Source organism: Millionella massiliensis, from assembly GCF_900104655.1.
GTDB classification, from domain to species: Bacteria; Bacteroidota; Bacteroidia; order Bacteroidales; family Rikenellaceae; genus Rikenella; species Rikenella massiliensis.
This window is the reverse complement of sequence record NZ_FNWD01000002.1, coordinates 1258924-1271427: the sequence shown is the minus strand read 5'-3', so window position 1 is coordinate 1271427 and position 12504 is coordinate 1258924. Positions and strand designations below refer to the sequence as shown.

Annotated in this window: 9 protein-coding genes; all 9 read left to right on the top strand. The window is 57.1% G+C overall.

The genetic code is table 11. From position 1 onward, the window contains the following. Nucleotides 1-25: 25 nt before the first annotated feature. The 9 genes from BQ5379_RS05015 to BQ5379_RS04975 all read left to right on the top strand — a co-directional run bounded on the left by BQ5379_RS05015 (nt 26) and on the right by BQ5379_RS04975 (nt 11626). Nucleotides 26-1639, top strand: coding sequence for an alkaline phosphatase family protein (locus BQ5379_RS05015; RefSeq protein WP_071134424.1), 1614 nt, complete (start codon nt 26-28; stop codon nt 1637-1639). Between the two features lie 156 nt (nt 1640-1795). Then, nucleotides 1796-2221, top strand: a complete 426-nt coding sequence (locus BQ5379_RS05010) for a SufE family protein (protein WP_071134423.1) — start codon at nt 1796-1798, stop codon at nt 2219-2221. A gap of 24 nt (nt 2222-2245) precedes the next feature. Further along, a complete protein-coding gene (locus BQ5379_RS05005; RefSeq protein WP_071135550.1) occupies nt 2246-2566 on the top strand; it encodes an iron-sulfur cluster assembly protein in 321 nt (106 codons plus the stop codon). A gap of 57 nt (nt 2567-2623) precedes the next feature. After that, on the top strand, nt 2624-3379 hold the full coding sequence (gene tpiA / locus BQ5379_RS05000) for a triose-phosphate isomerase (RefSeq protein ID WP_071134422.1): 756 nt from the start codon (nt 2624-2626) through the stop codon (nt 3377-3379). Between the two features lie 1227 nt (nt 3380-4606). After that, the gene (gene gldE, locus BQ5379_RS04995) at nt 4607-5935 is read left to right on the top strand and encodes a gliding motility-associated protein GldE (RefSeq protein ID WP_071134421.1); all 1329 of its coding nucleotides are present in this window, start codon (nt 4607-4609) and stop codon (nt 5933-5935) included. Then, nucleotides 5913-6551, top strand: coding sequence for a 4'-phosphopantetheinyl transferase family protein (locus tag BQ5379_RS04990; protein WP_071134420.1), 639 nt, complete (start codon nt 5913-5915; stop codon nt 6549-6551). Before gldE ends, BQ5379_RS04990 begins: the two co-directional genes overlap by 23 nt. A gap of 32 nt (nt 6552-6583) precedes the next feature. Further along, nucleotides 6584-7171: a porin family protein gene (locus tag BQ5379_RS04985; protein WP_071134419.1), complete on the top strand. Its 588-nt coding sequence runs from the start codon at nt 6584-6586 to the stop codon at nt 7169-7171. 188 nt (nt 7172-7359) lie between these two features. After that, the gene (locus tag BQ5379_RS04980; protein ID WP_071134418.1) at nt 7360-8193 is read left to right on the top strand and encodes a hypothetical protein; all 834 of its coding nucleotides are present in this window, start codon (nt 7360-7362) and stop codon (nt 8191-8193) included. 1657 nt (nt 8194-9850) lie between these two features. Further along, on the top strand, nt 9851-11626 hold the full coding sequence (locus BQ5379_RS04975; RefSeq protein WP_071134417.1) for a leucine-rich repeat protein: 1776 nt from the start codon (nt 9851-9853) through the stop codon (nt 11624-11626). Nucleotides 11627-12504: the final 878 nt, after the last annotated feature.

Here is a 12504-nt window from a genome sequence, read left to right as displayed (position 1 = left end):
CGCTTGAACTTTCTTAGACGATCCTATGCTCCGTAAATTTTTCCTCTCCCTGTTGGTTGCGGCAGTCGCTGCGCCTGCTGTCCGTGCGGCCTCGGCCATCAGCCGCCTGCGTCCCCGTCTGGTGGTCAACATCGTTGTCAGCCAGATGCGTTACGACTATCTGCTCCGCTTTGCCGACAACTTCGGCGAAAAGGGATTCCATGCGCTGGTGCGCGAAGGTGCGCTCTGTACCCACGCCATGTACGACTATGCGCTGACCCGAACCGGTTCGGGGCTGGCCACGATCGCTACCGGTACCAATCCGGCCATGCACGGAGTGGTCGGCGAACGCTGGTTCAACTACACCACGGGCGAGGAGATCGAACTGGCCGCAGACAAGAAAGCCTTTACGGTCGGCAGTGACGAATATGACGGCCAATACTCGCCGCGCGGCCTGATTGCCGCCGGTGTGGGCGACCAGCTTAAGGCCATGGTCAAGGATTCGAAAGTGATCAGCGTGGCGCTCGACCCCGTATCTTCGGTGGTGCTCGGCGGCCACTCGGCCGATGCGGCCTACTGGCTCAACGGCAAGAACGGGAAATGGGTGACCAGCAACTACTACGTTTCGGCGCTGCCCCAGTGGGTCGACAAGTTTAACAGTGACGAATCGGTGGTCGGCTATTCGTCGCAGCAGTGGGAGATCTCACGGCCTCTGAAATCGTACCACAGCACGGAATATACCGACATTGCCGTCGACTCGGCCAAAGGGATCAGCTTTGATTTCCTGACCCGCAAGAAATATGACTACGACCGTCTGTGTGCTTCGCCCGCCGGAAACACGCTGGTCAAAGACTTTGCCGTGCAGGCCATCATCTACGAAGGGTTGGGCAATGACGATGCACCGGATATTCTGAACATTGTCTTCGACGCATCGCGTCACATCGGTGAGAAGTACGGAACGGCGTCGGTCGAACTGGAAGACAGCTACTACCGTTTGGATGAGGACATCGCCGCACTGCTCGGATTCCTGGATACACAGGTCGGACGCGACCGGCTGCTGGTGGTGCTGAGCTCGGACCACGGTGCCTCGGATCCGATCCGGGCCAACAGCCGTGTACCGGCCGGCTTCTTCGATAATGGCCAGTTTACGGCCATCATCTCCGGTTTCCTGGGTGCCCAGCTCGGTCAGGGCGATTGGCTGCTCAAGTTTGAAAACAAACAGATCTACCTGAACCGGAGCGAAATCTACCAGAAAGGCCATAAACTCTCCGAAATTCAGAACCTCGTGGCCAACTTCGCCATTCAGTTCAGCGGCGTGTCGCAGGCTATTACCGCTACGGCCCTACAGAACGGCCACTTTACGGATGGGGTGATGGCCAGCATGCAGAACAGTTACTTCCCCCGCAACTCGGGCGACGTGATGATTAACCTGATGCCCGGATGGATCGAACTCACCGAAGGTCGACTCTCGGATTCGGGCTCGCCCTACAACTACGACACCCACGTGCCGCTGATCTGGTACGGCGGCGTGGTCGGCAATACGGATGTCGAACGCGAAGTGAACATGACGGATGTCGCTCCCACGATGGCCGATATCCTCGGTATCGCGCCTCCGCCCGCAGCTACGGGTACCCCGATCCCCGAAGTGCTGGTGAAATAACCGCTTGGGGGGGAGTGAACCGGTCGGAGGAACGTGATGGGGGTGCCGGAGTGCAAAAGGGGAGTAGGTGAGGAGCGTGCCGCCCTTCGGTATGGAGCGTGTGGCATGACCCGCCACAGAGAATTAACGGTTGAATATCAAGAGTAATTACGATATATGACTATCAACGAGACCCAGGATCAGATCATCGAAGAGTTTTCCATCTTCGACGAATGGCTCGACCGCTATAACTACCTGATCGAACTCAGTTCCGAACTGCCGGCGATCGCACCCGAACACCGCACCGAACAGTTTCTCATCAAAGGGTGCCAGTCCCGCGTGTGGGTCGACGCCCGTCTCGGCGACGACGGTCTGATGTACTTCACGGCCGACAGCGACGCCATCATCACCAAAGGGATCATCGCCCTGTTGATCCGTGTGATGAACGGTCACACGCCGGTCGAGGTGCGCGACGCTGACCTCTACTTCATCGAACGGATCGGATTGGCGCAGAACCTCTCCCCGACGCGGGCCAACGGTCTGCTGGCCATGATCAAACAGATGAAACTCTTTGCCACGGCATATGCCTCGATGCAAAAATAAATCCTATCTTTAGGCACGAAAATGATGACACCGCAAGAGATCCTCGACATCGAGAAAGATATCGTCTATACGCTCAAAAACATATACGACCCTGAGATCCCGGTCAATATTTATGACCTGGGGTTGGTGTACGAGATCGAAATGACCCCCGAAGGGACGGCCAATATCCGGATGACGCTCACGGCGCCCAACTGTCCGATGGCCGATCAGCTCGTGCAGCAGGTCCACGACGATGTGCTGAAGGTCAAGGGCGTCGAGCGGGTCGATGTGACCCTCACGTTCGACCCCCAGTGGGACCGCTCGATGATGAGCGAAGAGGCGCTGCTCGAACTGGGAATGATGTAACCCTGTCGGCCGCGGCTCCTCCCCCCAAAACAGAAACCATCTAAAAAACGAAATACCATGAGAAGAAAAATCGTTGCTGGCAACTGGAAAATGAACACCACGCCCGCCGAAGGCGTTGAACTCCTCAAAGGCGTAGCTGCGCTGAAAAGCACTGCTCCGGCTGACGTTGAACTGATCGTCGGGGTACCGTTCACCCACATCTGCTGCGTGAAAGACGAAGCCGCAGCTGCCGGCATCGCCGTTTCGGCCCAGAACTGCGCCGACCACGAATCGGGTGCCTACACCGGTGAAGTTTCGGCCAAAATGATCGCTTCGCTTGGCGCACAGTACGTGATCCTCGGCCACTCGGAACGTCGCGAATACTACGGTGAAACCAGCGAAACGCTGAACAAGAAAATGGCTCTGGCCTATGCTCAGGGTCTGGCTCCGATCTACTGCGTGGGCGAAAAACTCGACGAACGCGAAGCCGGCAAACACTTCGACGTTGTACGTACTCAGATCGAAGAGGTGGTATTCAACCTCACCCCCGAACAGTTCGCCAAACTGGTGATCGCTTACGAACCCGTATGGGCCATCGGTACCGGTAAAACCGCTACGGCTGACCAGGCTCAGGAAATCCATGCCTTCATCCGTCAGGTGCTGGCCGAAAAATTCGGTGAAGCTGCTGCTGCCCAGACTCCGATCCTCTACGGTGGTAGCTGCAAACCGGGCAACGCTGCTGAAATCTTCAGCAAAGCCGATGTTGATGGCGGTCTGATCGGTGGTGCTTCGCTTGTAGCTGCTGACTTCATCGCTATTGCAAAAGCATTCTAAGACATTTCCCGTCACGCTTTGGGGCAGGCTCTTTTCGGAAGAGCCTGCCTTTTTTGTTGTTGGAGGCGTTGCGCCTTTGTATTTGGTGGCGGCTCTCTTTCGATGAACTGCCAGTCTATCGGAGTGCCCGCAGCGGAGCTGCAATTGGTTTGCGGTGACAGCTGACAAACGTAAAATGTACGGTACAACTTCGGTTCGAGGTAATACCAGTCTGACGGTGTGCCCGAAGGCACCGCCCGCCCGGCGTGAGGGCAGTTCCGTACTGTTCGCAGTGTTGTGTTCAAAAAGCCCGCGAGCGTAAAAAGAGAGAAACGAACGATTCGCGCAACGGCGAATTGTTCATTTCTCTTTGAGCGGGCTTTGTTCTCAGATTAATCGTTCTCCGACTGCCCTGCGCGGGCGGCGTCCGCGTGCTCGCGGCGGAGCAGAGGTTTGTTTGCATCGACAACTAGCAGACGTAAAGTGTACGGTATAGCTTCAGTTCGAGGTAATACCACTCTGACGGAGTGCCCGGAGGCACCGCCCGCCCGGCGTGAGGGCAGTTCCGTACTGTCCGCGATGAACTGTCTTGTTTTGGAAAGCCCGTGATTGCGAAAAAGAGAGAAACGAACGATTCGCGCAACGGCGAATTGTTCGTTTCTCTTTGAGTGGGCTTTTGTTCTCAGATTAATCGTTCTCTGACTGCCCTTCGCGGGCGGCGTCCGCGTGCTCGCGGCGGAACAGAGGTTGGTTTGCGGTGACAGCTGACAGACGTAAAGTGTACGGTACAACTTCGGTTCGAGGTAATACCAGTCTGACGGAGTGGCCGAAGCCACCGCCCGCCCGGCGTGAGGGCAGTTCCGTACTGTCCGCGATGAACTGTCTTGTTTTGGAAAGCCCGTGATCACGAAAAAGAGAGAAACGAACGATTCGTGCAACGGCGAATTGTTCGTCTCACTTTGAGCGGGCTTTGTTCTCAGATTAATCGTTCTCCGACTGCCCTTCGCGGGCGGCGTCCGCGTGCTCGCGGCGGAGCAGAGGCTTGTTTGCATTGACAGCTAACAGCCGTAAAGTATACGGTCCAGCTTCGGTTCAATGTAATACCACTCTGACGGAGTGCCCGGAGGCACCGTGCTCGCAGCGGCGGAGCAGTGATTTATTTACATAGCCCGCCAATGTCCCCTTTTCAAGCCACTTACCCGAAGAACATCATCCGAATAGACAAAAAACACTATCTTTGCGGCATCTATGGACGACTATTTTCAAGGGGTCGAAATTCTGGCCTTCGACCCGAATCTGATCTGGATGCTGCTGGTACTGGCCGCACTACTAACCGTTTCGGCGCTGGTATCAGGCTCTGAAACCGCCTATTTCTCCCTCTCGCCGGGCGACCTCCGCGACCTCGAAGAGTCGGACAACCGACAATCGCAGGCAGCCCTCCACCTGCTCGAAGACAAAGACCGGCTGCTCTCCACGATCCTCATCACCAATAACCTGGTCAACATCGGCGCCATCCTGATGGCCAACTCCATCATCGACCATATCATCCTCTTCGGTCAGGCCTCCGCCGTGGAATTCATCGTCAAGGTTATCCTGGTGACCTTCCTGCTGCTGCTCTTCGGCGAGATCATGCCCAAAATCTTCGCCGCCTACAACACCCTCAGCTTCAGCCGGAAGATGGCACTGCCGCTACTCACCCTGCAACGCGCCTTCCGTCCGCTGGCCACGTTGCTCATCAAAGCCGGCGGGTCGATCACCTCGGCCCTGGCCCGCAAACAGGCCAACCTCTCGATGAGCGAACTCACCGACGCCATCGAGATCGCCGAAGCCGACTCGGCCGACGACAAAAAGATGCTCACCGGCATCGTTCGCTTCGTCCGCACCGAAGTCGACCAGATCATGAAACCCCGTATCGACGTCGTGGCCATCGAACAGACCGCCACCTTCGCCGAAGTACGCACCACGGTGCTCGAAAGCGGATTCTCGCGCATCCCCGTCTACGCCGAAGACCTCGACGACATCAAAGGAATCCTCTACGTCAAAGACCTGCTCCCGCACCTGGGCGAAAACGACGACTTCGGATGGCAGCAACTGCTGCGTCCTGCCTACTTTGTGCCCGAGCACAAAAAGATCAACGACCTGCTCGAAGATTTCCAGAAACGCAAGATTCACATCGCCGTGGTGGTGGACGAATACGGCGGTACGCTGGGGATCGTCTCGCTCGAAGACATCCTCGAAGAGATCGTCGGTGAGATTGCCGACGAATCGGACACCGAAGCCGCCCCCTACCAGCAAATTGACGCCAACCATTACATCTTCGAGGGACGTACCCACCTGGGCGACTTTCTGCGCGTGCTGGACCTTCCGGACACCTTTCTCGACCCGGTGCGCGGCGACGCTGATACGCTGGCTGGTCTGATGCTCGAGATCCGCGGCGAATTCTTCAACGAAGGCGACAGCGTCAACCACGACAACATCGAATTCAAGGCCCTCAAGGTCGAAAACCGACGCATCACCCAGGTCGAAATCACCCTCCACAACGACGACACATCCGATGGCGACAGCACCGATAACTAAGCTCACCGTCCGCCACGGAACCCTCTATCTGCTACCGCTCGACGCCGTTACCGAAACCGAGCTGACGGCTCGAGCCAACCTCACTGCCGCCGACACCGCCCGCTTCGAGCGAATCGATCCTCGTCAGGAACAACGCCGCAAAGAGTGGCTCGGCAGCCGTGTCATCGCCCGCGAAGCCCTCGCCACCTCGATTGGCTACACCCCCGAAGGGCGTCCCTGCGCACTCGATCGCAACGATCTCCACCTCTCGATCTCCCACACCACCGGCTGGGTTACCCTGATGGCCAGCCCCTACGGTCCCTGCGGCGTCGACATCGAACACGCCTCCCGCCCCGCCGCCCGTGTTGCCAATCGCATCGCCACCCCCGACGAAATCGCCCTCGGCACCCCGTTTCTGCCGTCCAATCCCGGCCTCGTGGTCTGGTGTGCCAAAGAGGCTGCCTACAAAGCCCTTGGCACTCCCGGAATCGATTTTCGACAACAAATCCGGCTGCACAGCACCACGGCACAGACTTTGCTATTAACCGTAAATATGAACGATATTTCGCTTGAGGTGTTCTTTTGGAAGGATTTAATCGCCGTTTGCGGTTCTTTCCGAAAAAAAAGTATAACTTAGTGACAATCGATAACCTTTTAAATTTTACGGTTATGAAAAGATTTGCTTTAACACTGGTAGCCGCCGCAGCCGCCCTGTTCGTGGGAACCGGTGCCGCTTCGGCACAAAATTTCAGTTGGGGTCCTAAAGTAGGTTTCAACGTATCCAGTATGAGCCACAGCGACATGAATGCCAAAGTTGGCTTCACGGCCGGTGTATTCGGAGAACTCCGCGTTGCAGATTGGATTGGTGTGCAAGCTGAACTGCTCTACTCCCGCCAGGGTGTAACGGACAAATACACCGAAGAAGGTATCAAAATCAAAGATCGTCTCAAAAGCCACTACCTGAATGTCCCGGTGCTGGCCAATTTCTACGTGACCGAAAACCTGGCCTTGAAAACCGGGGTACAAGCCGGTTTCTGTCTCGGCGCACGCTCGATTGAAAAGGTTGACGGGAACAAAACCAAATTAGGAGTCGGAAACGCATTCCATACGGCCGACGTATCCATCCCGGTCGGCATCTCATACGACCTCGGCCCGATCGTACTCGACGCCCGCTACAACTTCGGCGTCAGCCATGCTCTGAAAGCCGGCGACTCCCGCAATAACGTATTCCAACTGACGGCCGGTATCCGCTTCTAAACAAGCACGATTTCCTGGCTTTCAACCACCCACTTCAGGTCAGACGTTTTTTCGGAATTACCATCGAGAAAACGTCTGACTTTTTTATTTTCATTCTTTTCTCCGGATTATTTTCACAACATCGTCTTTAGCATTAGGATTGCTCCGTTTTTTTTACTACCTTTATTGCAATCCTAAATCCTGAAGCCATGAAACTGCTCCCCCTTCTATCGGTGTGGTTCGCTCTGGCCCTCTGCCAGCCCGCCTCAGCGCAGGATTCGCCTCCTCAGAACCGGACCGACAACAAAAACATCCAGATGCGACTCCGCAATGGCTCTATCGCAACCGGACAGATCACCTACATCACTCCGGACGGAAAAATCGTGGAGCTCCAGACTCCGCAAGGTACCGAACAGGCCGTCTGGTACAACGATGTTGTTGCCGTACGCCGCGACCGTGACAACAAACGCTGGCGCCAACGTCCCCATCCCTACATCCTCTGCCAACGCTATGATCCCAATTGGAAAGATGCCACCCGATGGGAATTCGGCTTCTACGGCGACTATGGTTTCGGCATAGGTAACGAAGGACTGGACCGCTATGAAGTGGGGTTGAATGTCCGATACGGTATCAACCAGTACCTTTTCGTCGGTGCCGGTGTGGGAATCAACAGCATTCGCGATGTTTACGCCCTCAGCGACGCCTTCTTCGAACATTCGACCAACACCACCGGTTGTGCGCTGTTCGCCAACATGCGCGGCTATTTCCGCAACCGCGGGATACGTCCATTCGCTGATCTCCGGGTCGGCTACAACTTTGCGACCAGCAACTATCCTGCCGCCGAGTCGCGCAATTTCTCGGATGAAGGTGTATTGATGCGGATTGGAGCCGGCATTGCCTACGTCGACCGCAGCGACATAGCCTATAGTCTGTCGGCTGGTTATCAGATGCACTCCGTCGAGTTGACCGAGACCACACGCAACACCTTCCGACGGTTGTCCGAGTCGATTGCGATCCAGTTTGCCGTGACCTTCCGATGGTGAGGTAGAGATAACGGCTATGAGCAAGCCCTCCCCCCTGCTCCGTCGCGAGCACGGTGCCTCCGGCCATTCCGTCTGAGTGGTATTATATCGAACTGAAGTTATACCGTACACTTTACGGCTGCTAGCTGTCGATGCAAACAAATCATTGCTCCGCCGCGAGCACGCGGACGCCGCCCGCGCAGGGCAGTCGGAGAACGATTAATCTGAGGACAAAGCCCGCTCAAAGAGAAACGAATGATTCGCCGCTGCGCGAATCGCTCGTTTCTCTCTTTTTGCACTCGCGGGCTTTTTGAGTCCAGCACTGCGAACAGTACAGAACTGCCCTCACGCCGGGCGGGCGGTGCCTTCGGGCACACCGTCAGACTGGTATTACCTCGAACCGAAGCTAGACCGTGCACTTTACGGCTGTTAGCTGTCGATGCAAACAAATCATTGCTCCGCCGCGAGCACGCGGACGCCGCCCGCGCAGGGCAGTCGGAGAACGATTAATCTGAGAACAAAGCCCGCTCAAAGAGAAACGAACGATTCGCTGTTAAGCAAATCGTTCGTTTCTCTCTTTTTGCACTCGCGGGCTTTTTGAGTTCTGCATTGCGTATAGTCCTGAATTGCCCTCACACGGGCTGCGGTGGCTTTTGCCGACAGGCTGCGACGGTTTGTTACAGTTGGCCTCAGTTGTGGTCCCAGTTTCCTGCGAATCGGATGCTGCGAGAGGTGAGTCTGGGTACGAATGTGGGCGGGTGATCCCCTGATGGGCTGGAGGCGCGAGTTGCCGCAGGCAGGTCGCCGAGTGTGGTTCGAGCAGGGGGAAAGTGGATAGTATGTGCAGCGGGTCTTGCCGCTTTCTGATCGGGGTGTGCGCGTCCGAAATTTTAGATTATTATCATTAGTATCGATAGTATAATTGTGTGATTAGTATGCTTATGGAGGTTAATATTAGACTTAAAGATGTTTTTTAAATTGTAAAATGCAGATAATCAATGTTATGTGTTGGTTGGTGCTATTGGTACGGATAGTATTGTCGTTATGTGTAACGTTAGTATTTGTGTGTATAACTTTGCATATCTGATGTTTAATTTTAACCGGAGGTGCGGTGGATTCCGGTATGACGGGCTCGGAATGCCCGATCCGCGGGCATAAGGAGTGGGATATCGTCGTTGGGGGAGGTATTCGGATCGTTGGTTGTGACGGTGGCCGTACCCCATTCAAGTACCCCTGTGGCACGTTCCAATAACCAATTCCTCCCGTCCCGCCCAATTAGGTAGTGTATGTCTGTCGATGCGGTCTGCGGTCCATGCAGGCAACTTGCAGCCTTGTCTGTATAAGACTCGCGGCAGGTTAAATAGCTGTCTCTTGGCAACGAAGTTGCTTCCGCCCGTGCCAGTCGCCTGTGTCCGTGCCTGTATCGTGCTCGAATACCTGACGCATCTAATGATGCAGCTCTCGATTCGGCCAGCCTGTGGCCCGTTCGGGCAGTTCGTATGTCTGCTGCAAAGAGGTGGGCGGCCGTTCTGGTGGTCTGTTTTTCTCGCCCAAAAGGTTCGCGTGAAATGTGAAAAAATGACAAAAAGAATGTTGTGTAATTAACAAATGGCACGATGTTTGTGAAATAAATTTCAAACTTTTTCTCCTTTCACCACTCACGATTCCTGAACACACGATGAAAAAAGAGCTACGCTTCGCGTCCGTATGGGTCCGGAACGCTGTTCTCCTGCTGCTGGCCGGAGGCGTTCTGGCCGCCTGCAAAAAAGAAAAAAACGACACGATGAAAGAGGCTGTCGTCACGGTGACCGTGACGCTGCCGGACGGTTCACCCGTGGCGACGCACCCACTGCTGGTGTTCGACGAGGCCGGGAAGCTGGCCCTCGACCAAAACCCCTTTGCCGAACCGCTCGCCGTGCTGATGACCGACGAACACGGAACGGCGATCTATACGCTCGAACCGGCACGATGGTTCACCCGTCGTAAGGAACGCGACGTGTGTTTCGCCGTGCGGGTCGGCGTGCCCGGAAACTACTCGCTGTGGTCCGAAACGCGTACCGTCCGGCCCGGCGACCGGATGAAACTCGATTTCCGCGTGACGGGCGACCCGTCGGACTTCTCCGATCCCGCAGCACCCGGTACACCGGGAGGTGATGACCCTTCGTCGACCGGCGGGGACGACTCCTCCACGACGGGGGGTGACGGTGGTTCCGACACTGGTTCCGAAGATACCGGCACGCAGCAGCCCTCCAATCCTGAGGAGCCGACCGACCCGGCTGACCCCGCGAATCCCGGCACTCCGGCCGAAGGTATGTTGACCGGTTTGTCGCTGCGTCAGGCTCCGACCCGAACCACCTATATGTTGGGCGAGGCGCTCGATCTGTCGGGGCTGTCCGTCGAGGGGATCTACTCCGACGGCGCGGTACGTCAGCTCGAGATCGGTCCCGAGCGGGTGAGCGGTTTCTCGTCCGAGCAGGCTGCCGAGGCGCTGACCCTCACGGTCGAGTATGACGGCCACCGGGTGACCTTCCCGGTTCGGGTGCTGCCGCTGCGCATCGAACAAGGTGTGCTGACCGAGATCCAATCCGTCGGGGGCGGCGAACTGCGTCTGCCGGATGGCGTGGTGGCGGTGGCCGACCGTGCCGGCATGTTCTGCGACGCCGAGCGCATTGTCTTCAACGACGGCCTGCGCTCGATCGGCAGTATGGCTTTCTACGGCGCGGCCTTCACCGAGGTGGTGCTGCCGGCCAGCCTCGAACAGCTCGGCAGTGAGGCGTTCTACCGTTGCAGCGCGCTGCGGCGGGTCGATCTCAGTCGCACGTCCCTCACGACCCTCCCGTCGGGTCTCTTTGCCTACACGTCCATCGAAGAGGTGGTGTGGCCGGCACAACTGGTCGGGATCGAAAGCCAGGCTTTTCTCTGCACCTCGCGCCTGACCGAACTGCAACTCCCCGCCACGGTGCGGAACATCGGGCGGGAGGCTTTCCGCGAGAGTGCCCTGCAACGCATCACGCTCCCCAATGCCATCCAGCAACTGGGCAGCCGGGCGTTTTACCAGTGCAGCGCGTTGCGCGAGGTGAATGTGGCGGGAGCGGTGCCGGCCGATCCGACGGGGGTGGTGGAGGCCTCCTGTTTTGTGCACTGTCCGCAGCTGGCGACGCTGAATCTCCCCCAGGGGGTGGCGACCGTCGGGCGTAACCTGTTGAGCGGCAATCAACAGGTGCGGTCGATCCGGATTCCGGCCGCCGTCAAGCGTATCGAGTTCGGTGCGTTCGACAACTCGGCCGTGCGCGAGGTGACGCTCGACCCGACCGTACCTCCTGTGGCCGAAACGGTGTCGGGCCAGTGGTATGGTTTCCCGTCGGCCGTGGAGTCGATCCGGGTACCCGCGGGCAGCGCCGAGGCCTACCGATCGGCCATGGGGTGGAGTAGTTTTGCTGCCGTGATCGAATAAGGCGATTGAATGACATAGGGACTGAGTCGTTGCGGTGCCTCCGGGCACTCCGACAGAGGGATTTCTAACGACGTAAGCGATACGCAGTATCGACCGCTCCGCCGCGAGCACGCGGACGCCGCCCGCGCAGGGCAGTCAGAGAACGATTACTATATAAACTAAAGCCCGCTTTACAGCGAAACGACCGATTCGCCGTTGGGCTAATCGATCGTTTCGCTATCACACGCATTCGCGGGCTTTCCAAAATACAAGACAGTTCATCGCGAACAGTCCGGAACTGCCCTCACGCCGGGCAGGCGGTGGCTTCGGCCACCCCGTCAGAGGGGTTTCTAACGACGTAAGCGATACGCAGTATCGCCCGCTCCACCGCGAGCACGCGGACGCCGCCCGCGCAGGGCAGTCGGAGAACGATTGCTATATAAACTAAAGCCCGCTCAAAGAGAAAAGATCGATTTGCCTTGCAGCGAATCGATCTTTTCTCTCTTTATGGCGTTCGCGGGCTTTCCAAAATACAAAATAGTTCATCGTGGGCAGTCCGGAACTGCCCTCACGCCGGGCGGGCGGTGGCTTCGGCCACCCCGTCAGAGGAGTCTCTAACGCCATAAGCGATACGTAGTATCGCACGCTCCGCCGCGAGCACGCGGACGCCGCCCGCGCAGGGCAGTCGAAGAATGATTGCTATATAAACTAAAGCCCGCTTTACAGCGAAACGACCGATTAGCCCAGCAGCTAATCGGTCGTTTCGCTATCACACGCATTCGCGGGCTTTCCTAAATACAAGACAGTTCATCGCGAACAGTACGGAACTGCCCTCACGCCGGGCGGGCGGTGGCTTCGGCCACCCCGTCAGAGGGGTATTGCCTCGAATCGAGGTTGTC

Excerpts from the sequence above, each read along its gene's own strand:
- BQ5379_RS05015 (WP_071134424.1), top strand. The coding sequence starts at position 26 with ATGCTCCGTAAATTTTTCCTCTCCCTGTTGGTTGCGGCAGTCGCTGCG.
- BQ5379_RS05010 (WP_071134423.1), top strand. The coding sequence starts at position 1,796 with ATGACTATCAACGAGACCCAGGATCAGATCATCGAAGAGTTTTCCATC.
- BQ5379_RS05005 (WP_071135550.1), top strand. The coding sequence starts at position 2,246 with ATGACACCGCAAGAGATCCTCGACATCGAGAAAGATATCGTCTATACG.
- tpiA (WP_071134422.1), top strand. The coding sequence starts at position 2,624 with ATGAGAAGAAAAATCGTTGCTGGCAACTGGAAAATGAACACCACGCCC.
- gldE (WP_071134421.1), top strand. The coding sequence starts at position 4,607 with ATGGACGACTATTTTCAAGGGGTCGAAATTCTGGCCTTCGACCCGAAT.
- BQ5379_RS04990 (WP_071134420.1), top strand. The coding sequence starts at position 5,913 with ATGGCGACAGCACCGATAACTAAGCTCACCGTCCGCCACGGAACCCTC.
- BQ5379_RS04985 (WP_071134419.1), top strand. The coding sequence starts at position 6,584 with ATGAAAAGATTTGCTTTAACACTGGTAGCCGCCGCAGCCGCCCTGTTC.
- BQ5379_RS04980 (WP_071134418.1), top strand. The coding sequence starts at position 7,360 with ATGAAACTGCTCCCCCTTCTATCGGTGTGGTTCGCTCTGGCCCTCTGC.
- BQ5379_RS04975 (WP_071134417.1), top strand. The coding sequence starts at position 9,851 with ATGAAAAAAGAGCTACGCTTCGCGTCCGTATGGGTCCGGAACGCTGTT.